The sequence below is a fragment of the Sphingomonas sp. So64.6b genome (assembly GCF_014171475.1).
GTDB classification, from domain to species: Bacteria; Pseudomonadota; Alphaproteobacteria; order Sphingomonadales; family Sphingomonadaceae; genus Sphingomonas; species Sphingomonas alpina_A.
This window is the reverse complement of the sequence record NZ_CP048817.1, coordinates 1,573,603-1,594,664: the sequence shown is the minus strand read 5'-3', so window position 1 is coordinate 1,594,664 and position 21,062 is coordinate 1,573,603. Positions and strand designations below refer to the sequence as shown.

Annotated in this window: 20 protein-coding genes; 8 read left to right on the top strand and 12 right to left on the bottom strand. The window is 64.1% G+C overall.

Features of this window, described 5'->3' with window-relative positions:
- Nucleotides 1-101: 101 nt before the first annotated feature.
- Nucleotides 102-512, bottom strand: a complete 411-nt coding sequence (locus G4G27_RS07635; RefSeq protein ID WP_183112773.1) for an SgcJ/EcaC family oxidoreductase — start codon at nucleotides 510-512, stop codon at nucleotides 102-104.
- Between the two features lie 266 nt (nucleotides 513-778).
- Here G4G27_RS07635 and G4G27_RS07630 point away from each other — a divergent pair, with 266 nt between their 5' ends.
- Nucleotides 779-1,393, top strand: coding sequence for a VTT domain-containing protein (locus G4G27_RS07630; RefSeq protein WP_183112772.1), 615 nt, complete (start codon nucleotides 779-781; stop codon nucleotides 1,391-1,393).
- 12 nt (nucleotides 1,394-1,405) lie between these two features.
- On the opposite strand, the gene def is transcribed toward G4G27_RS07630, so the two are convergent.
- Both def and recR read right to left on the bottom strand, forming a co-directional pair.
- Nucleotides 1,406-1,936 (bottom strand): peptide deformylase, encoded by a 531-nt coding sequence (gene def, locus G4G27_RS07625; protein ID WP_183112771.1) that lies wholly within the window; start codon nucleotides 1,934-1,936, stop codon nucleotides 1,406-1,408.
- A 31-nt stretch (nucleotides 1,937-1,967) separates the two neighbouring features.
- Complete coding sequence (gene recR / locus G4G27_RS07620) at nucleotides 1,968-2,564, bottom strand: recombination mediator RecR (protein ID WP_183112770.1); 597 nt, start codon at nucleotides 2,562-2,564, stop codon at nucleotides 1,968-1,970.
- Nucleotides 2,565-2,617: 53 nt separating this feature from the next.
- On the opposite strand from recR, the gene fmt reads away from it, so the two are divergent.
- Entirely contained in the window at nucleotides 2,618-3,526 is a 909-nt protein-coding gene (fmt, locus tag G4G27_RS07615) for a methionyl-tRNA formyltransferase (RefSeq protein ID WP_183112769.1), read from the top strand.
- Nucleotides 3,523-4,263, top strand: coding sequence for a tRNA pseudouridine(38-40) synthase TruA (gene truA / locus G4G27_RS07610; protein ID WP_183112768.1), 741 nt, complete (start codon nucleotides 3,523-3,525; stop codon nucleotides 4,261-4,263). Before fmt ends, truA begins: the two co-directional genes overlap by 4 nt.
- Nucleotides 4,264-4,357: 94 nt before the next feature.
- On the opposite strand, the gene G4G27_RS07605 is transcribed toward truA, so the two are convergent.
- The 8 genes from G4G27_RS07605 to G4G27_RS07570 all read right to left on the bottom strand — a co-directional run bounded on the left by G4G27_RS07605 (nucleotide 4,358) and on the right by G4G27_RS07570 (nucleotide 14,092).
- Nucleotides 4,358-5,542, bottom strand: a complete 1,185-nt coding sequence (locus G4G27_RS07605) for a class I SAM-dependent RNA methyltransferase (RefSeq protein ID WP_183112767.1) — start codon at nucleotides 5,540-5,542, stop codon at nucleotides 4,358-4,360.
- Nucleotides 5,539-6,915 (bottom strand): NAD(P)H-hydrate dehydratase, encoded by a 1,377-nt coding sequence (locus G4G27_RS07600; RefSeq protein WP_345940675.1) that lies wholly within the window; start codon nucleotides 6,913-6,915, stop codon nucleotides 5,539-5,541. Before G4G27_RS07600 ends, G4G27_RS07605 begins: the two co-directional genes overlap by 4 nt.
- 8 nt (nucleotides 6,916-6,923) lie before the next feature.
- On the bottom strand, nucleotides 6,924-7,337 hold the full coding sequence (locus G4G27_RS07595) for a hypothetical protein (protein ID WP_345940674.1): 414 nt from the start codon (nucleotides 7,335-7,337) through the stop codon (nucleotides 6,924-6,926).
- Nucleotides 7,324-9,045: a dihydroxy-acid dehydratase gene (gene ilvD / locus G4G27_RS07590; protein WP_183112765.1), complete on the bottom strand. Its 1,722-nt coding sequence runs from the start codon at nucleotides 9,043-9,045 to the stop codon at nucleotides 7,324-7,326. Before ilvD ends, G4G27_RS07595 begins: the two co-directional genes overlap by 14 nt.
- 9 nt (nucleotides 9,046-9,054) lie before the next feature.
- A complete protein-coding gene (locus G4G27_RS07585) occupies nucleotides 9,055-9,789 on the bottom strand; it encodes an N-formylglutamate amidohydrolase (protein ID WP_183112764.1) in 735 nt (244 codons plus the stop codon).
- 205 nt (nucleotides 9,790-9,994) lie between these two features.
- Entirely contained in the window at nucleotides 9,995-10,825 is an 831-nt protein-coding gene (locus G4G27_RS07580; protein WP_183112763.1) for a 4-(cytidine 5'-diphospho)-2-C-methyl-D-erythritol kinase, read from the bottom strand.
- Nucleotides 10,822-12,420 carry a tetratricopeptide repeat protein gene (locus tag G4G27_RS07575; RefSeq protein ID WP_244624599.1) on the bottom strand — a complete coding sequence of 533 codons (1,599 nt, stop codon included), beginning with the start codon at nucleotides 12,418-12,420 and terminating at the stop codon, nucleotides 10,822-10,824. The genes G4G27_RS07580 and G4G27_RS07575 overlap by 4 nt, the downstream gene beginning before the upstream one ends.
- A 10-nt stretch (nucleotides 12,421-12,430) precedes the next feature.
- Nucleotides 12,431-14,092, bottom strand: a complete 1,662-nt coding sequence (locus G4G27_RS07570) for an electron transfer flavoprotein-ubiquinone oxidoreductase (RefSeq protein ID WP_183112762.1) — start codon at nucleotides 14,090-14,092, stop codon at nucleotides 12,431-12,433.
- A 116-nt stretch (nucleotides 14,093-14,208) separates the two neighbouring features.
- Between G4G27_RS07570 and G4G27_RS07565 the strand changes: the two genes are divergently transcribed.
- From G4G27_RS07565 to G4G27_RS07545, 5 genes are all read left to right on the top strand, one after another.
- Complete coding sequence (locus G4G27_RS07565) at nucleotides 14,209-14,955, top strand: uracil-DNA glycosylase (RefSeq protein ID WP_183112761.1); 747 nt, start codon at nucleotides 14,209-14,211, stop codon at nucleotides 14,953-14,955.
- 62 nt (nucleotides 14,956-15,017) lie between these two features.
- Complete coding sequence (locus G4G27_RS07560; protein ID WP_183113678.1) at nucleotides 15,018-16,751, top strand: lytic transglycosylase domain-containing protein; 1,734 nt, start codon at nucleotides 15,018-15,020, stop codon at nucleotides 16,749-16,751.
- Nucleotides 16,741-17,268 (top strand): molybdenum cofactor biosynthesis protein B, encoded by a 528-nt coding sequence (gene moaB / locus G4G27_RS07555; protein WP_183112760.1) that lies wholly within the window; start codon nucleotides 16,741-16,743, stop codon nucleotides 17,266-17,268. The genes G4G27_RS07560 and moaB overlap by 11 nt, the downstream gene beginning before the upstream one ends.
- 71 nt (nucleotides 17,269-17,339) lie before the next feature.
- Entirely contained in the window at nucleotides 17,340-18,287 is a 948-nt protein-coding gene (locus tag G4G27_RS07550; protein WP_183112759.1) for a hypothetical protein, read from the top strand.
- Between the two features lie 79 nt (nucleotides 18,288-18,366).
- Complete coding sequence (locus G4G27_RS07545; RefSeq protein ID WP_183112758.1) at nucleotides 18,367-19,437, top strand: PA0069 family radical SAM protein; 1,071 nt, start codon at nucleotides 18,367-18,369, stop codon at nucleotides 19,435-19,437.
- Nucleotides 19,438-19,454: 17 nt separating this feature from the next.
- On the opposite strand, the gene G4G27_RS07540 is transcribed toward G4G27_RS07545, so the two are convergent.
- Nucleotides 19,455-21,047, bottom strand: coding sequence for a long-chain fatty acid--CoA ligase (locus G4G27_RS07540; RefSeq protein WP_183112757.1), 1,593 nt, complete (start codon nucleotides 21,045-21,047; stop codon nucleotides 19,455-19,457).
- Nucleotides 21,048-21,062: the final 15 nt, after the last annotated feature.

Below are 21,062 nucleotides of genomic sequence, written 5' to 3'. Positions count from 1 at the left end.
CAGGCGATTTCAGTGCCGGTCTGGGCTGTCGGTCCGGAAGTGCGAAACTTGCGGCGTCCGGCTTTACCCAATGCGACAAGGCTGCCGCTGAACTCGCGACGCTATGAACTATGATCTGCGACGATCAGCCACCCCTTGCCGGCCACTCGTTCGAACACCAGCGAGGTCGGCCCGACCTGATCCTTCGCGCCATCGAACGATAGCCGATACCGCGCGATCAACAGTGCGTGGTCGGGATCGAGCAGCCGAAAATCAAGTTGCTCGAACGCTAATGTCCCGCGCTTTGCGCCGGGCACGAAGCGCGGCGCGTAGCGCGCCATGATCGCTGTGCGCCCGCGCACCAGCCCGTCACTCGTCACGAAGCTCGCCTGGTCGGCATAGATCGCGGTGAAGCGCACCAGGTCGCCCTGATTCCAGCCCGCCGCGCTGTCACCCATGGCAGCCATCACGCCGGCCTGAGCTTCCATCGCCGGTGAAGCCGCAACCGGCGCGGTCAGAGCGATTGCGGCCATTCCCCATGGATAAATCATGTTCGTTCCTCCCCAGACTGCCGCGAGCATAATCGTCCCGCGATAATGAGTCATTGGGGAGTTATTTGGGCCGAGCCATTGGCGGTCCATCCTACGATTTAGCGCGATGCACATGACAATCCCGGATTGGCCAACGCGATTCCGCCGCTTACAGGGCGTGGCACACTCCGTGCTTTGCACAGCGCACAGCAACGGGACAGGAATACGGAAATGCCAAGCCAACCGACACAAACCCCGGAACGACCGGTATGACCCATGCGATCGGCGGTATCATCCCGATCGCCAGCATCGCCGCCTATGGCTTGCTCGGCGCGGCCTTGCTCGCGCTGGCGGAGCGGCTGGTGCCGGTTGTGCCGTCTTATGGCCTGTTCATTTTTCTCGGCAGTTCGATGGTCGCTCAGCCGATCGACCTTGTGCCGTTGATCATCGCCACGACGCTCGCTTCGAGCCTTGGCGCGGTGTGCTGGTACGGCCTTGGCCATTGGTTGGGTGAAGAGCGCACGCACCAACTGGTGAAACGCTTCGGCCGCTATGTCTGGCTGCGCGAGCCGGTCTATCTGTCGTTATCCGACCGCTATAGCCGCAACGCATTCATCGCGACCTTTATTGGCCAAACGATCCCAGTGGTGCGAGTTTATCTCTCACTCCCCGCCGGGATTCTTGCCTTGCCGCTGCTGACGTTCACACTTGCCGTATTTTCGGGCAGCGCCTTGTGGGTCGGCGCCTTTACCAGCCTGGGCTATGGCCTGCACGTCCTTGGCTGGAACCCATGGATCGCCACACTGGTTGCCGTTTGCGTGCTGGTAGTACTCGAATGCGGCATTCTGTGGCTGGTGCGCCGCCGCAAGGATGTGCCGGCCTAGCGGCCGGGCGGGTCAGGCCGCCTTACGGGCCTTGGCCAGCTTCTTGAGCACCATGTCGCGCTTCAGGCGCGAGATATGGTCGATGAACAGCACGCCGTTGAGATGATCGATCTCATGCTGGATCGCGGTGGACATCAGCCCATCGAAATCCTCTTCATGCGGTTTGCCGTCCGCGTCCAACCATTTGATACGGCAACGCGTCGGGCGTTCGACCTCGGCATATTGCTCGGGGATCGAGAGACAGCCCTCATTATAGGAAGACCATTCATCGCTGACCGAGACGATCTCGGGATTGATGAAGACATGCGGCGCGCGCACCGCCTTGGCGTCAGGCGCATCGCTCTCCGGCTCCTGCAGGTCGATCACGACGATGCGCTGCTCGATCGCGACCTGAGTCGCGGCGAGGCCGATGCCGCGTGCGTCGTACATCGTGTCGAACATGTCGGCGACGATCGCACGGACGGCGTCGTCGACCTGGGCGACGGGATTGGCGACCGCGCGCAGACCCGGGTGCGGAACTTCAAGGATTTCTAAAACAGCCATTGCGGCGAGCTAGGAAAGGTCGGGGCCGACGTCAAGACACGGGGCGTCTTGCCCGCAATGCCTGGGCCAGCGTGCCCTCATCGAGATAGTCCAGTTCACCGCCGACCGGCAGGCCATGCGCGAGCTGCGTGACGCGCACCGGGAAGCGCTCGATCCGCTCGGCGATATAATGCGCGGTGGTCTGGCCTTCGAGCGTTGCGTTCATCGCCAGCACGACCTCATCCACCCCGCCCGCCTCGATCCGACGTACCAGCGAATCGATCGTGAGATCCTCCGGCCGGATTCCTTCAAGCGCGGACAGTCGCCCGCCAAGCACATGAAAGCGCCCCGGAAACAGGCGTGAACGATCGAGCGCCCATAGGTCGGCGACTTCCTCAACCACGCACAGCGCGCGCGAATCGCGACGCGGATCGGCGCAGATTCCGCACGGATCGATCGTATCGATATTGCCGCAAATAGAGCAGTTTGAAAGGTTTTCCTCAACCGCGTTGAGCGCATTGAGCAAGGGCCCGAGCGCGGTCTCGCGCTTCTTGAGCAAATGCAAAACCGCGCGACGCGCCGAACGCGGCCCCAGACCGGGGAGCCGCGCCAGTGCCTGTGTCAGGGCTTCGATTTCGGGTGACGCCATGAAGAACAGATAGGGGGTTGCACTGCCCTCCGACAAGCGGCCACAGGAGCGGCATGCGTATTGTCTTCATGGGAACGCCCGATTTCTCGGTGCCAGTGCTGCAGGCGCTGGTCGATGCCGGGCATGATGTGGTCGCGGCCTATAGCCAACCGCCGCGTCGCGCGGGGCGTGGCAAAGCGCTGACACCCTCGCCCGTCCAGGCGCGTGCGGAAACGCTTGGCGTGGCGGTACGGACGCCGGTGTCGTTGCGCGATGCCGAAGCTCAGGCCGAATTCGCCGCGTTCGGGGCCGATGTGGCGGTGGTTGCGGCTTATGGCCTGATCCTTCCGCGCGCAGTGCTCGACGCGCCCCGGCTTGGTTGTTTGAACGTGCACGCCTCGCTCCTGCCGCGCTGGCGTGGCGCAGCGCCGATCCAGCGTGCGATCCTCGCCGGGGACGCGGAGACCGGCGTGTGTATCATGCAGATGGAAGCGGGGCTCGACACCGGCTCGGTCCTGCTGCGCGAGGCAATAGCGATTGACGTCAAGACGGCAGGCGAGCTGACCGATGAGTTGAGCGCGATGGGCGCGCGGTTGATGGTGGCCGCGCTGGCCGATCTCGAAACCTATCCACCGGCCGTTCAGCCGGACGAAGGTGTCACCTATGCGGCGAAGATCGACAAGGCGGAGGCCCGGCTCGATTTCTCCCGCCGCGCGGTCGAGGTCGAGCGACAGATCCGCGGGTTCAATCCGCCCGGGGCATGGTTCGAGATCGCTGGCGAGCGTATCAGAATACTTGCAGCCGAGCCGATGTCTTCGCCCGACGCCGCCACCATGGGGACGGTGCTGGACGACCAACTAACCATTGCCTGTTCCGAAGGAGCGCTCCGCCCTACCCTGCTCCAGCGCGCGGGGCGCGGTGTCATGACGTCAGCGGAATTGCTGCGGGGCTTTCCGATCCCGGCCGGAACCGTGCTCCAGTGACGCGGTTCGCGCTGACCGTGGAATTCGACGGGCGACCGTTCATGGGCTGGCAACGCCAGTCGCATGGGGCCAGCGTGCAAGCGGCGATCGAGACCGCAGCGCTGGCGATCACCGGCGAGACGGTAGCGGTGCACGCCGCGGGCCGAACCGATGCCGGCGTTCATGCGTTGGGGATGCGCGCGCATGTCGATGTCGCGCGGACGATTACGCCGTTCCGGCTGATGGAAGCGCTCAACGCCAAGCTGCGCCCCGATCCGGTGGCGATCATTGCGTGCGAGATCGTACCCGATGATTGGCATGCGCGCTTCTCCTGCCTCGCTCGGCATTACGAATATCGCGTCGTCACGCGCCGTGCGCCGCTGACCGTCGAGCTTGGCCTGGCGTGGCGCGTACCGGTCGAGCTGGATGCGGCCGCAATGGCTGATGGCGCGGCACGCCTGGTAGGGCGGCATGACTTCACCACTTTTCGCTCGGCGCATTGTCAGGCGGACAGCCCGGTACGCACACTCGACCGGCTCGACGTCGCGCGGGAGGGCGAGCGGATCGTCGTGCGCGCCTCGGCGCGCTCATTCCTGCATCATCAGGTGCGCTCGATGGTCGGCTGTCTCGCGCTGGTTGGTCAGGGCAAATGGACGCCCGGCGATATGAGCGCGGCGTTGGCGGCCAAGGATCGGGCGGCGCTGGGGTTCAATGCGCCACCGGATGGGCTGTTCTTTGTGAAAGCGGACTATCCCTAAGCAGGGAAGTCGAGAAACCATGCGCAGCGTTTGAGGCTTGTTTCTCGACTTCGCTCGAACGAACGGCAGGTGGGAGCCACCCTAATCCTCCATCCTAGCGGCTGAACTTTGCCGCCAGTTCGACATGAGTCGACCAGCGAAACTGACCGACTGGCTGGATCCAGTCGAGGCTATAGCCACCTTTGCACAAGACTTCAGCATCTCGTGCAAAACTACTGGGGTTACACGAAACATAAGCCACTGCTGGCACCTTAGAATCGGCCAGCAATAGCGCCTGCTCGCGCGCACCGGCGCGGGGCGGATCGAGCACTATCGCCCCGAACCGGTTCAGCTCAGTGGTGGTCAGCGGCCGGCGGAACAGGTCGCGATGATCCGCAAACACCTGACGTCGCGCTAGTGCGGCGGCGGATTTGAGCGCACCGATCGCATCGCGCGCCGCCTCTCCGGCATAGACTCGGCCGGGCAGCGCGAAAGTGAATGTACCAAGGCCGGCGAACAGGTCGGCGGTGGTCGTCGCGCCGCCAATCGCCTCGCGTACCGCGGCGATCAGCGCCGTCTCACCGTCACGCGTCGCCTGGAGAAACGCGCCGGTCGGCAACGCCACCGGCACGCCGGCCAGAGTGATCGTTACCGGCTCCGGCTCCCAGCGAACCTCCGCCCCCAGGCCGCTATCGATGGCGAAGCGGGCGACATTGTATCGCGTGCAAAAGTCGCTGATCGCCTCAGCAGCGGCAAGTCCTTCGGGCTCAATGCCTTCGACAAGAAGGTCGATGCCCTGATCCGCCTCAGTCAGATGAAGCCGGGCACGGCGGTTCTTTTTGAGGAACCTGGCCAGCAACGGACGCAAGGGTGCGATCAGCGCGAAGAGCGCCGGGGTGAGGATGTGACACTCCTCGATATCGACCAGCGTGTGGCTGGCATTCTCGCTGAAGCCGATCTGGACGCGGCCGCCCTTCGTCTCGGCTTGCAAAGCGGCACGACGACGGCTGCGCGGCGGAGAGAGCTGCGGCGCACGGATTTCGGTCTCGAGGCCATGTGCCGCGAGCGCACCGGAAATGCGATCGGTGATGAAATCGGCGTAACTGACGTCATCGAGATGCTGCAACTGACACCCACCACAGCGCGGAAAGTGACGGCATGGCGGCGTCTGGTGATGGGGCCCGGGGATGACGTCACCCGAAGCGGTCAGCGTGTCCCCAGGCGCGGCCAGCGCGGCGTGGCGTCCGTCGGCGGTGATCCCGTCGCCTCGCGCGGCAACCCGGATGATCGTGTCGGTCATGACCTGCTCCTGACCGCGGTCAGGGCATATGCGACATCGTCGGCGATAAAAGCTCCCTTCAGGCTGGATGCGGCTTCGCCATGACACCAAACACCAGCACTGGCTGCATCAATCGGGCTCAGTCCAGACGCAAGCAAGGCGCCGATCGCGCCCGCTAGCACGTCACCGGTTCCCGCGGTGGAGAGCCAGGGATTGGCCGCCCAAGCGATGCGGGCCTGGCCATCGGGCGAGGCAATGACCGTGTCGGCGCCCTTGAGGACGATCGTCGCCCCGGCGCGCACCGCCGCGACACGGGCGCGGTCGATCTTGCTGCCCCCACCCTTGCCGAATAGCGAATCGAATTCTCCGGCATGTGGCGTCATGATCACTGGCGCGGCTCGACTATGGATGGCGGAGAGACTGGCGTCGTCGAGCAAATGGAGCGCATCTCCGTCGACAAGCAGCGGGGCGGATGATGACAAAGCCTGGCTCAACCGCGCCCTGGCTTCCGCGCCACGACCAAGGCCGGGACCGATCACCAGCGCGCCGATACGCTTGTCGGCCAGCGCGTCAGTGGTGAATGGCTTGCGGACAATGGCATGCGGCTGGGTTGCGTCGCCCTCGGCCAGCAGAAGTAGGTAGCCCGCGCCAGCACGCAGCGCCGCGACCGCCGCGAGTTCTGCGGCTCCGGGCATGTCGCCGCCGATTATCGTGACCATGCCACGCGAATATTTATGCGAGTCCGCGCCGGGCGAGCGCAGGAGCGGCTGGTTTATGACCCGAGCGTTGCTCGACACGAGCATGCCGATATCGAGGACGCGAACGGCACCACAGCGTCCGGCCGCCGGATAGAGCAGATGTGCGGGCTTCGCTGCAGCGAGCGCCAGCGTGACATCGGCAACCGGAATATCGCCCAGCAGCGCGCCATCGTCGGTGCCCACACCGCTTGGCAGGTCGATCGCGATCGACAAATGGGCGCGATCATTCAATCGCCGCAGTTGGTCGCAGATCGACGCCTTGAGCGGTCGTGACATGCCTGTGCCGAAAAGCGCATCGACCAGGATCGGCGACGGTCGGGCTTGGTGAAGATTTTCGACCGGTCCGCCCCACGCATCGTGCGCCTTGCGCGCGGCGTCGGTCGTCGGCGGTGTGGACGCGGCAACGCGAACCGGCAAACCCCAGCCCTTCAGCGCGGCCGCCACCACATAACCGTCCCCGCCATTATTGCCCGGACCACACAGGATCAGCACCTCGCGGCCCGAGGCAAGACGCCGAACGGCCAGTGCGACTTCCAGCCCCGCGCGGGCCATCAGGCTGTCGACGGTTGCGCCATTGGCAATGGCGGCATCTTCCGCCGCGCGCATTTCCGCAGCAGTTAGAACAGGTTGGCCCATGAGTGGCGTCATGGCTTCGTTGCGGCTGCCGCCTTGATCGTGGCCGGCAGGCGATAACGATCGCCGCCGAGCGCCACTTCGATCCGGTCCTTGTCGATAATGGTAACCTTGGCCGGTTCGGCGCCGTCCGCAGCGATCAGGCCGCGACCGTCTTTGGTCACCAGCAGGCGGTGGAATGCGCCGTCGGGATGACGGACGGTCAGGACCAACCCGTCCGCCGTGGTTTCACGGTCCACGGTGCAATCGCGCACGAAGTCGGTCGATCCGCTCTGCGCGCAAACCAGCTCGCCTTTGTCCTCGACCGCGGCGCGTTGTTCGGCCTCGACCTTGGCAAGCGTGCCGTGATCGGTCTTGGTCTCGCCACATGCCATGGCGAGCACAAAGACAATGGGGGCAAGCTGTACTGCGCTAGATATCCGCATAGACATGAGTTTCGGCGCTGGCTCCCGGGTGCGTGACCGCGCCCTTATAGGCCGGGCCGACCGTCGCCGCATAGCGCCACAGCGCGCCGGACTGGTAATCATTCACGCGCGGCTGCCAGCGGGTGCGCCGTTCGGCGAGCACATCCTCGGCCACATCGAGGTCGATCGTCCCGGCGGCGGCATCGATGCTGATCATGTCGCCATCCTCGACCAGTGCGATCGGGCCGCCTTCGGCGGCTTCCGGGCCGACATGACCGATGCAGAAGCCGCGCGTTGCGCCGGAAAAGCGCCCGTCGGTAACCAAGGCGACCTTCTCGCCCAGGCCAAGGCCATAAAGCGCGGCAGTGGTGGAGAGCATCTCGCGCATGCCAGGACCACCTTTGGGACCTTCGTAACGAATAACGACGACACAGCCTTCGGCGATATCGCGCGCTTCGACCGCCGCGAACGTATCCTCCTCACAATCGAACACACGTGCCGGGCCGCTGAACTGCAGGCGGTGCATGCCGGCGACTTTCACGATCGCACCGTCGGGAGCGAGGCTGCCGCGCAGGCCGACCACGCCGCCAGTCGCGGTGATCGGCGTCTTGACGTCGTAGATCACCTTCTGGTCGGGATTCCATGTCACCTGATCGATATTCTCGCCCAGCGTCTTGCCGGTGACGGTCATGCAATTGCCGTCGAGGAAACCACCGGCGAGCATCGTCTTCATCAACATATAAACGCCGCCCGCTTCATACATATCCTTGGCGACATATTTACCGCCAGGTTTTAGGTCAGCGATATAAGGTGTTGATTTAAATGCCTCCGCGACGTCGAACAGGTCGAAATCAATCCCCGCTTCATTGGCCATGGCGGGCAGATGCAGCGCGCCGTTGGTCGAGCCGCCGGTGGCCGCGACGACCCGCGCCGCGTTGACGAACGCCTCGCGCGTGCAGATGTCGCGTGGCCGGATATTCGCCTCGATCAGCGCCATGACCTGATCGCCCGCCGCGCGCGCGATCTCGTCGCGGCCACGATATGGTGCCGGCATCATGTTGGAATTGGGCAGCGACAGGCCGATCGCTTCACCGACGCAGGCCATGGTGTTGGCGGTAAACTGGCCACCGCACGCGCCGTGCCCGGGGCACGCGACCTTTTCGAGCTCGATCAGCTCCTGCAACGGGCATCCGCCGGCGGCATATTTGCCGACCGCCTCGAACACGTCGACAACGGTAACGTCCTTGCCATGATAGCTACCGGGGAGGATCGATCCGCCATAAACGAAGATGCTCGGCACGTTGAGACGCAGCATCGCCATCATCATACCGGGCAGCGATTTGTCGCAACCTGCGAAACCAACCAGCCCGTCATAGCAATGCCCGCGCACGCTGAGCTCGACCGAATCGGCGATCACTTCGCGGCTGACCAGCGAAGATTTCATGCCCTGATGGCCCATCGCGATGCCGTCGGTGACGGTGATCGTGTTGAAGCGCCGCGGCATGCCGCCGCCCGCGATCACCCCGGCTTGTGCGGCATCGGCCTGCGCATCGAGCGTCGTGTTGCACGGCGCGGAATTGTTGCCGGCGCTGGCCAGCCCGATAAAGGGCTTGGCGATATCCTCTTCGGATATGCCCATTGCATAATAATAACTGCGGTGCGGAGCGCGCTCGGGACCTACGGAAACATGGCGGCTCGGCAGGCGAGATTTGTCGAATATACGGGTCATGGCGAAAGCCTATGTCGCGAGAGGGCCCTTTGACGCAAGTCTGTTGCGCACGGTTTCGAGCATCGGCGCGAGAATTTCGTTCCAGTGCGCCACGCCGGCGGCATCCGCGATGCCGTCGTTGCGGATCTCGATCGCCAGGCTGGCGATGCCGTTGGCCTCACCATGCCGGTTGAGCGTGGCATTGAGGATACGGCCGGAATAGGGCTCGTTATCGCCGGTCACGATGCCCCTTTCGCGCAACAGGTCGATCGCCAGATGCGCCGCCCGCGTGTCGCGATTGTAGAGAATTCCCGCCTCCCATGGTCGACGGCCTGTTCCGCTGCTTTCCAGGTCGGGCGTGAAGCTGTGGATCGACGCCAGCAAGGTCGGCCGATGCCGCCTGATCAGCGTGGCGAGCGTGCGGTGATAGGGGGCGTGAAAACGGGCAATATGCGCGGCGCGATCAAGACCCTCGTTACCGGGGATCATATGACCATCGCTGGCCGCCGGGATCAGCGAGGGGTGATCGGGCTGACGATGCAGGTCGATGACCAGGCGCGATACGGTCGCAAAGATCGCCGGCACGCCGAGCGTGCTGGCGAGCGCCTGGGTCAGCGGACCGGCACCAATATCGATCGCGATATGCTTGTCGAGCAGCGCCGCCTCGATACCCAGGTCGACGCCCATGGGGACAGCATTGGATGCATGGTCGCAGATCAGCAGGATGCCGCCGCTTTTTCCGTCGAGAATGTTGGGCAGGCTCATGACCAAGAAAGAAGGGCGGCGGAACCATGCCCACCGCCCTTCCGGTCAGATGGCGCGCGGGGGGACCGTGGACCATCGGCGGACGCAGCGCCCAAGGCACCGGATCCGTTCGGATACCACTGAGCAAGAGCGATGCCAGACGTGCCGTACGAAGGGGCGTGACGGCGAGGCACGGGTGGCTGTGCCGTTTCGGGGCGGAAAACTGTCATGCGAGTGCCGATTCGAGACACCACCAGGCGGGCTTGTCCGCCCGGATCGCCCTTGCGGCAGCGTGCCGGTCTTGCTCGCTGCTATATAGTGCAAAGCAGGTCGCACCCGAGCCGGACATGCGGACCAGGATGGGGTCGCGATGGGCACGCAAGGCATTGAGTACATTATCGATCACCGGCGCGATCATCCGGGCCGGCGCCTCGAGATCGTTCCGCCCCGTCAAAGCGCGATCAAGCAGCGCGCCCTCCGCGATGGAGCCGCGATCGACACCGTCCCACGCCCGAAAAACCGCGGCCGTGGACACCGCCGCACTCGGATTGACCAGCAGGACGGGCGTGCCGGCTAGGCCGTCAGTATAGTCCAGTTGTTCCCCCCTGCCCCTGCCCATGGCGGTCTTGCCCGCAAGACACGCCGGAACGTCGGAACCCAAAGCTTCGGCGCAATCGAACAGACGGCGATCGTCAGCTGGAATGCCATTCAGCCGCGCGAGTCCGCGCAAGGTGGCGGCGGCATCGGCCGAACCGCCGCCGATTCCCGATGCGACCGGCAAATGCTTATCGAGCGTGATCAGGACCGGCTGATACAGATCGAATATATCGCGGAAGCGCTCTGCCGCCTGAGTGACCAGATTATCAGCCTGTTCGACCAAGTCGGGCGCATAGGGGCCCGACAGTTGAAATCCATCCTTTACAGATGGTTCTATCGTAACCATGTCACCATCTCTCAGGAAAGCGAACAGCGTCTCGATCTCATGATAGCCATCCGCCCGGCGCGCGCGAACGTGCAACGCGAGATTTATCTTGGCCGGCGCTTGCTCGACGATCACGGGCGCTGACTGACCTCGGCCGGCCCTGTGGCGATCTTCGCGGCGAGCCGCGCACTGTCGCCGGTTTCGGCAACGATCGCCGCCGCGCGCCACGAATAGCGCGCCTCGTAACGGCGGCCGACCGCCCAATAGGCATCGCCAAGATGCTCGGCGATCTCGCCATTGGCGGGCGCAGCCTTGGCGGCGCGCTCGAGCAACGGCAGCGCACGCGCCACATCGCCGGTCCGGAAATAAGACCAGGCGAGCGAATCGGTAATCGAGACATCGTCGGGCGCGAGGCTGCTTGCGCGTTCGAGCATCGCGCGCGATTCCGCCACTTTCTCGCTCCGCTCGATCCGCGCATAAGCGAGATAGTTGAGCGCGAGCGGCTCCTGCGGCGCCATTGCGACCGCCCGCTCGAGCGCCTTGCGGGCCTCGGGCCAGCGTTTCGCCTGGTCGAGCGCGCCGCCGAGCTGGAGATAGTGCGCCCAGCTGACCTCATCCCCTGCCCGTTTGATCGACAGCGTGAAGGCCTTGGCCGCGTCATCGTAGCGACGCGCGGTGATCATTAGCTGGCCGAGCCGGGTCGCATCTTCGCTGTCGGCGCCCGGTGACGCCGACAGCGCCTGCGCGGCGAGCAGCGCGCGGGCGGAGTCGCCGGCGTGGTTGAGGACGGTGACGCGCGCGTCGAGCGCGACCGGGTAGAAAGGACTATCCGGCTTGATTGCCTGCAAGGTGGAGAGCGCGCCCTCGGTCGCGTCGTTGCTCGACAAGGCGGCAGCGAGCAACAGCCGCGCACGATCGCTATCCGGCTCGACGCGTAGCGCGGCGCGGATCAAGGCAATCGAAAGCGGTGTCGGGTCGCCCTGAGCCAGGTCGGCGGCGAGGCGCAGGAACAGACGCGACAGGCCAAACGACGCCGACGCCTTGACGCCAGTGCCGAGGCGCGACCGGAAGGCGACCACCACCCGATCGTCGCCGCGCAACAGCGATTGGGCGATATCGTTACGCCCTTGGCCGGCGAGCAGTTGCGCCGCGTTGACCCTCAGGTCGAGGCTCGCCTGATCGGTCCCGATCAGCGCCCGAAGCGCGATCACGCCTTCATCAACCCGGCCCGTCGCGATCAGCAACAAAGCACGATTTTCGGCGTTGAAACGGCGCGCGATCGCTTTGCCCTTGGCCGGGTCCAATCCGGCCAATGCATCCTTGCCCTGCTCGAACGTCACCCACGCCTGAAGCGACGCATGGATAAATTCGAACGGGCTGGTCGCGATGCGCGCCAGCGCAGCCTTTTGCGCCGGCAAGTCATTCATCTTCACAGCCGTGGCGAGCGCAAGCAAGGCGGCATCGGGCGGGGCCGCGCCATTCTTGTCGAGTACCGCGACGGCACGATCGATCAGCGCATCGTCGCCGGCCTCCAGCGCCTCGCGATAGGCGCGACGCGCCACGGTGACGCTTTCCGGTGCCTGAAGCAAAGCCTGATCATATCCCGCCGCCGCCAGCTGGGTATGGCCGTCGCCATCAGCCGCCCGAGCGCGAGCATAGGCGGTAAGGTCATTCGCAGGCCTGGCATCGGCAAATGCCGGGCTCGCAGCGCCGAGCGTCAGGCCGAGCAATAACAGGCGCTTACATGTTGGGATAATTCGGTCCTCCACCGCCCTCGGGCACGACCCAGTTGATATTCTGGGTCGGGTCCTTGATGTCGCACGTCTTGCAGTGGACGCAGTTTTGCGCGTTGATGACGAACTTCGGGTCGCCGGTTTCCTCACCGACGATCTCATAAACGCCCGCCGGGCAATAGCGTTGCGCCGGCTCGTCATACATTGGCAGGTCATAGGCGACCGGAATGTCCGGGTCCTTGAGCGTCAGATGGACCGGCTGATCCTCCTCATGGTTGGTGTTCGACAGGAATACCGAGGACAAGCGGTCGAAGGTCAGCACGCCATCGGGCTTGGGATAGGCGATCGGTTTGACCAGATCCTTGCGCCACAGGCTTTCATTATCCGGATGATGCTTCATCGTGAAAGGCATCTTCACACCCAGATGTTCGGCCCACATGGTGATGCCCGCCAGACCCGATCCGATCAGGTCGCCGAATTTCTCGACCAACGGCAGGACGTTGCGGACCTTGGACAATTCCTTGGCGACCCAGCTTGTCTTGTAGGCCTCGGGGAAGGCGGCAAGCTCGTCATGCTCGCGGCCTGCCGCCACCGCATCGAACGCGGCCTCTGCAGCCATCATGCCCGATTTCATCGCGGTGTGGGTGCCCTTGATGCGCGGCACATTGAGGAATCCGGCGCTGTCGCCGATCAGCGCACCACCGGGAAAGACCAGTTTCGGTACCGACTGGAAACCACCATCGCTGATCGCCCGCGCGCCATACGACACGCGCTTGCCACCCTTCAGGATCGCGGCGATCGCCGGATGCGTCTTCCAGCGCTGCATCTCATTGAACGGCGAGAGATAGGGATTGGAATAGTTGAGCCAGGTGACGAAACCGAGCGCGACCTGTCCATTGGCCTGATGATAGAGGAACCCGCCGCCATTCGAGCCCTCGGTTTCGGTCAGCGGCCAGCCCTGGGTATGGATCACACGGCCGGGGAAGTGGTTTTCGGGATCAATGTCCCACAACTCCTTGATCCCCAGGCCATAAACCTGCGGTTGGCTGTCCTTGGCGAGTTCGAAATTGCGAATCAGCTCCTTCGACAGATGCCCGCGCACGCCCTCGCCGAAAAAGGTGTATTTGGCGTGCAGCTCAAGGCCCGGCGTATAATCGGGCTTATGCGTGCCATCGCGCGCCACGCCCATGTCGCCGGTCGCCACGCCCTTGACCGATCCATCCTCGTTGAACAGTATTTCCGCCGCTGCGAAGCCCGGAAAAATCTCGACGCCCAGCTCTTCTGCCTGGCCCGCCAACCAACGGCAAAGACCGCCCAGGCTGCCGGTATAGGTGCCCTTGTTGTGCATGAATGGCGGTGTGACGAAATGCGGCATGCCGAACTGCTTGGTCCTGGTCAGGATCCAGTGCTGGTTGTCGTTGACCGGTACTTCGGCCATCGGACAGCCGCGCTCGCGCCAGTCGGGGATCAGCTCATCCAGCCCCTTGGGATCGACCACCGCGCCCGACAGGATATGCGCCCCAACCTCGGAGCCCTTTTCGAGTACGCAGACCGACAGTTCGCTGCCTTTTTCGGCCGCCAGTTGCTTCAACCGGATCGCTGCGGAAAGGCCCGCCGGGCCTGCGCCGACGATCACCACGTCATAGGGCATCGACTCACGGTCGCTCATCTTAGTCCTCCGTCGGGGTGTCCCCATGCACGCTCGTCGCGTTGCGGGAACGCCTTGTCCTTGTCCCGGTGCCAGCGAATTGACCGCGCCGTCAACTAGTGACTCTAAGGCAAGTGATGGGGGCTGACCAAAATTTCGACTGGCGATATGCCGCAGCGAGCGCGATAGACTGGTGGCGCGATGCCGGGGTCGACGCGACGATCGACGAAGCGCCGCGCAACTGGCTGGCGCGTGCGGCGCCGGCTTCGCCCGAAACGACCCAATCTTCCGTAACGGCACCTGCTCCCCAGGCCGAGCCGCTCCCCGATACGCTTGAGGCGTTCGCCATGTGGCGGGGTGGTCCCGACACGCCGGAGGCCGGCTGGCCCGGTACGCTGATCGCGGCGACAGGCGCGGCATCATCGGGATTGATGATCCTGGTCGATCTGCCCGAGCGTGAGGATGCCGAGGCGGGCATTTTGTTGAGTGGCGCGGCTGGACGATTGTTTGACCGCATGCTCGCGGCAATCGGCCGCGACCGGGATTCGGTCTATCTTGCCGCGGTCTGCACTTCACGGCCGGCGAGCGGTCGCGTGTCGCCAGAGATCGAGGAGCGCCTCAACGAACTCGCCCGCCATCATGTCGCGCTCGCCGCGCCGAAAAGGCTGCTTTTGCTGGGCAATGCGCCGAGCCGTGCGCTGCTCGGGGCGGACGCAGCGCGGGCACGCGGTGGTTTACGATCGCTTAACCTTAATCTTGGCACGGTGGAGATTGGCATTGAGGCGGTGGCGAGTTTCCATCCGCGCTTCCTGCTCGAGAAACCGGCCTACAAAGCCGAAGCGTGGAAAGACCTGCAAATGTTGATCGGGGGATTGGAATCGTGATCCGCACCGCGACCGTAAAGGCCTTGCTGGGCAAAACGCTTCTGGGTTGTGCGCTTGCGGCCATGCCGCTCGCCCAGGCAAATGCCGCCGAAAGCGGCGACGCGGCGGTTCCGTCGACACCCCGGAGCGGCAATGGCATTCCGACCCAGCTCGATTCCGCCCAGCGCGACGGCTATCGCGCCGTGTTTGCCAGCATCCGCGCGCAGAAATGGCTCGATGCGCAGCTTCAACTCGATTCGATGAAGCCGGGTCCGCTCCACGCGATCGCCAAGGCCGAAATGCTCACCGCCAAGGGCTCACCCAAGGCGGACCTCGATCCGCTGATGAAGTTGCTCAGCGAAGCGCCCGAATTGCCCCAGGCCGCACAGATGCTGACCATGGCGCGATCACGTGGTGCGCTTGAATTGCCCACGCTCCCTGAAATGCGCCGCCTCACCTGGCTTGGCAGCGCGCCGGTTCGCTCGCGGGCCAAGAGCATCAAGAGCGATCTCGTCGCCGCTGAACTGGCGATCAAGATGCAGCCGCTGGTCAAGGAGGATCGCGGCGCGGAGGCTCAGGCACTGCTCGAGACGACCGAAGGACTGTCCCCCGAGGCCGAAACCGAATGGCAGCAGAAAGTCTCCTGGATTTATTTCCTGCAGGGCGACGACGCCAATGCGCGCACCATGGCGGCGAAGGCCGCACGCGGTGTCGGCGACTGGTCGATCCAGGGTGATTGGGTGGCTGCGCTGGCGGCATGGCGGCAACATGATTGCGCGGCGGCCGGCGCCGGCTTCGAAACCGTCGCGGCGCGGGCGAGCGAAATAGAGCTGCGCGCCGCCGGGCTATACTGGGCATCGCGCGCCGACATGGCATGCGGCCGGCCCGACCGGATCGAAGCGCGGCTGAAGAGCGCGTCGCAATATCGCGAGACATTCTATGGGCTGCTCGCGCGCCAGACGCTCGGCATCCGCGACGCCGCCCCGCGCGCTTCCAATTATGTGGCGGGCGACTGGCAGGCGCTCGGCCGCCGTCCCAACGTCCGTGTCGCCGCCGCTCTGGTCGAGATTGGCGAGAATGATCTCGCCGACAAGGTGATCAAGCAGCAGGCAAAACTAGGCGACCCGAGCGAATTCGGATCGCTGGTGCGCCTCACGTCCAACCTCAACCTGCCCAGCACGCTGGTATGGCTGGCGCATAACGGCCCGGTCGGTGCGACGCCCTCGATGGAGGCACGTTACCCCGCCCCCAACTGGACGCCCGATGGCGGCTGGCGGGTCGATCGCTCGCTGGTATATGCCCATACGCTGCAGGAATCGAAGTTCCGCACCGATGTGGTGAGCAGCGCGGGCGCCTACGGCCTGATGCAGGTTCGCCCCGGCGCGGCGAGCGATATCGCGCGCAAGCAGGGCCGCAGCTTCGACCGCTCGGCATTGACCCGGCCCTCGACCAATATCGAGGTCGGACAGAGCTATCTCGAACAATTGCGCGACCTGCCCTTGACCGGCGGGCTTCTGCCCAAAGTTATCGCCGCCTATAATGCCGGCCCGGCGCCGGTGCAGCAGTGGAACGCCCAATCGCGGGATGGCGGCGATCCTTTGCTCTACATCGAATCGATCCCCTATTGGGAAACGCGCGGTTATGTCTCGACCGTGCTGCGCAACTATTGGATGTACGAAAGCCAGAGCGGCAAGAGCGTTTCGCCAAGCCGCATCGCCCTGTCGCAAGGCATGTGGCCGCGCTTTCCCGGGATGGCCGGCGCGTCGAGCGTGCGGCTGAGCGCGAAAGCTCCGGGTACGATCCTCAGTGCCAATTGACGAGAGCGCCGCTTTCCTGCCGGTCAGGATCGCGGTGATGACGGTGTCGGACACCCGCACGCTCGCCGATGACCGGTCGGGCGATACGCTGGTCGAGCGCTTGTCCGCAGCCGGCCATATCCTTGCGGACCGCGCAATCGTGGTCGACGATGTCGCAATCATCGTCGATCGGCTGACGCGCTGGATCGACGACGATCAGGTCGACTGCATTATTACAACTGGCGGCACCGGCGTCACCGGCCGCGACGTGACGCCCGAGGCGATCGAGCAAATCCAGGACAAGCCGATCCCCGGCTTTGGCGAACTGTTCCGCTGGCTCAGCTTCCAGACGATCGGCACCTCGACCATCCAGTCCCGCGCCTGCGCCTGCGTCACGCGGGGCACTTATATCTTCGCCCTGCCCGGATCGACCGGTGCGGTGAAGGATGGCTGGGACGGCATCCTCCGGGATCAGCTCGACAGCCGGCACAAGCCCTGCAATTTCGTCGAACTGATGCCACGGCTGATGGAGCGCTGATCGCCCCTCCGCCGTAAGCGCCTGTTAAATCCCTGCCGCTATCAAGCCCCGACAATTTGAGGGGCATGTGTATGACCGCGCCGATTTTCGATCTGACCGCAAAGCTGAAGGCCAAGGCGGACATCACGTCCGAGGATACGCTGGCGATGCGTCGCCTCGCCTGGCCTGACGGCTTGATCGACCCGGCCGAAGCCGATGCGATCTTCGACCTCAACACCAGCGTGAAGGGCAAGTCGCGGGACTGGGTCGATTTCTTCGTCGAGGCGATGACCGTCTATCTCGTCGAGCAACAGGAGCCGAAAGGCTATATCGACGAAGCCAAGGCCAGTTGGCTGATGGCGAAGATCGATAGCGACGGCCGCGTCGATTCGCTTGGCGAGCTGGAATTGCTGGTCAAGCTGCTGGAGACCGCGATCAACGTACCTGACACACTCAAATCCTATGCGCTGAGCCAGATCGAGGCAATCGTGCTCACCGGCACCGGCCCGACACGCGATGGCGGATCGCTCGATGCGGGATCGGTCAGCCCGGCCGAGGCCAAACTGTTGCGCCGCCTGTTGTTCGCGCAAGGCGGCGACGGCCCGGCACTGGTCAGTCGCGCCGAGGCCGATATGCTGTTCCGCCTCAAGGACGCCACGCTCGCCGCAACCAACGCACCCGAATGGTCAACCCTGTTCGTTCAGGCGGTCGGCAATCATTTGATGGCGCATGGCGACTATCACCCACTTGACCGCGAACGCGCCGTCGAACTCAATACCTTCATGAGCGACACGCGCTCGAGCGTCGGCGGCTTTTTCGGCGGAATCGCCGGATCGAACGTTGCTCCACGATTCTCCACCGTGTTCGGCCGAAAGGGCGTACCCCGGGATCGCGACGCCGACGTGGCTGCCGATCGGGCAATCGTCGCCGATGAAAAATCCTGGCTCACATCACGGCTCGAGGCCGATCACGCCCTGGATTCCCTAGAACAGGCGCTGCTGGAATTCATCGCCAGTGAGAGCGGAGCGCCCGCGCTCTAGTGGCTTAAAATCTGGGCGCGCTGGTATTGTGGCGTCTTATGTTCTTGTTATGTTCCGGTGTTTCCGCTATCCCGAGAGCATGGCTGGAAATCGCCCGACCCGCGGCGCCACTGTGAATCGCGAAAGCACTCGCTTCAACCTGCCCGAGCGCGAGGCGGATGGCGACTGGCTGGATGCGCGAGAGGATGTGGACGGCGATGGACCGAAGTTACGGACAACCGTAACGGTCGAAAAACCGCGCACGATCATCACCCGCAACCAGTCACCCCACATCGGGTTCGATCGCTCGATCAACCCTTATCGCGGCTGTGAACATGGTTGCATCTATTGTTTTGCGCGCCCCACCCATGCGTATCACGACCTGTCGCCCGGGCTGGATTTCGAGAGCCGCTTGTTCGCAAAGCCCGATGCGCCGATCCTGTTGCGGGCCGAACTCGCCAGAAGAGGTTATGTCGTCAATCCGATCGCGTTTGGCACCAACACCGACCCCTATCAGCCAATCGAGGCCGACTGGCGGATCACGCGGCAATGCATCGAGATACTCGCCGAAACCGGCCATCCGCTGACCATCACCACCAAATCCGATCGGGTAGTGCGCGACATCGACCTGCTCGCTCCGATGGCGGCACGCGGCCTGGCGGCGGTCGCGCTGTCGATCACCTCGCTCGACCCCAAGATCGCGATGACGGTCGAACCGCGAGCGCCGTCGCCCGAACGCCGTCTTGCCGCCGTGCGTAAACTATCCGCGGCCGGCATTCCGACCTTTGTCTCGATTGCGCCCGTGATTCCGGCGATCACCGATCATGAAATCGAGCATATCATCGAACGCGCGGCTGAGGCCGGCGCGCGCGCCGCCTTCTTCTTGCCGGTGCGATTGCCACATGAGGTCGCACCGCTGTTCAGGGCCTGGCTCGACACACATTTCCCCGATCGCGCTGGCAAGGTGATGGCGACGATCCGCGACATCAGGGGCGGCCGCGACAATGATCCCAATTTCGGTACGCGGATGCGCGGTCAGGGACCATGGGCCGAACTGCTGCGCACGCGTTTCAAGATCGCCTGCCGCAAATACGGCCTGAACAGCGATCGCATTGTGATGCGCAGGGATTTGTTTCGTGCGCCGCAGGGACCGCAGGGCGAGTTGTTCTGACCGGCTGATACCCGGCCTTAGGCAGCGGCCAGCCGATAGTCCTTGTATCGCGCACGCAACTCGGTCTTGAGCAGCTTGCCGGTCGCGGTGTGCGGCAATTCGTCGACGAACAGAATCTCGTCCGGAAGCCACCATTTCGCCACATGATCGGCGAGGTACGCGGTAATCTCGTCGGGGGTCACGTTACTGCCCGGTTTCCTGACGATCAGCAGCAAGGGGCGCTCATCCCATTTCGGATGATACACGCCTATCGCCGCCGCTTCCCCGACACCGGCACAGCCGATCGCGGCATTCTCCAGCTCGACCGAACTGATCCATTCACCGCCCGATTTGATCACATCCTTGGCCCGGTCAGTGATCTGCATCGTGCCATCCGGATGGAGCACGGCGACATCGCCGGTGTCGAACCAATTGTCGGCGTCGACCGCATCCTCATCGGCCTTGAAATAGCGCTTCAATACCCATGGACCGCGGATTTGCAGCCGGCCGGAACTGACGCCGTCGCGCGGCTGTTCGCGATCGTCATCGTCGAGTACACGCAATTCGACCCCGAACGGAATGGATCCCTGGCGCGAGACCAGGTCGAGTTGCTCCCCCAAAGTCATCTCGTCCCAATGCGGCGGCGGGAAACCGGCAGTGCCGATCGGCGAGGTTTCGGTCATGCCCCAGAGATGCTTGACCACCACCCCCATGCCCATGATCCGCTCGATCATCGCGCGTGGCGCGGCCGAGCCGCCGATCGTCACTTGCTGCAGGTGGCGCGGTTCCTCTCCGGTCGCGTCCATATGCTGGAACATCGACAGCCACACCGTCGGCACGCCCGCCGAATGCGTCACCTTCTCGTCATTCATCAGCCGGCACAGGATTTTGGGATCATTGACCGCCGAATAAACGAACTTCGCACCCGACATCGCACCGGCATAGGGCAACCCCCATGACGCGGCATGGAACATCGGCACGATCGGCAGCACCACCGCGTTGGCGGACAGGTTGAACACCCAGGGGGCCACCTCAGCCATCGCGTGAATGATGGTCGAGCGATGCTCGTAGAGCACGCCCTTTGGGTTGCCGGTCGTGCCGCTGGTGTAGCAAAGCATGCACGGGTCGCGCTCCGAACCCTCGACCCATGCATAGTCACCGTTCTCGGCCGCGATCAGCGCCTCGAAACCGTTGGGGCCATCATCGTCGAACGCGACATAATATTCGATACTGGTCCATTGCGGCTTGAGCCGGTCGACCAGCGACTGGAATTGCTTGTCGTAGAACAGCACCCGGTCTTCGGCATGATTGGCGATATAGACCAGTTGCTCGTCGAACAGCCGCGGGTTGATCGTGTGGATCACGCCGCCAATGCCGATCGCGCCGTACCAGGCGACGAGATGGCGACTATGGTTCATGGCCAAAGTGGCGATACGGTCTCCCTTGCCGCAGCCGAACCGCTCGAGCACCTGACAGAGTTTCTTCGCGTCACGCGCTATGCCGGCCCAGTCGGTGCGGGTTTCGCGGCCATCGGCCCAGACGCTGACGATCTCGCGCGCGCCATGTTCGCGTGCCGCGTGATCGATCAGCCTCGGAACACGAAGCTCGAAATCCTGCATTCCACCCAGCATCGACACCCTCTCTCG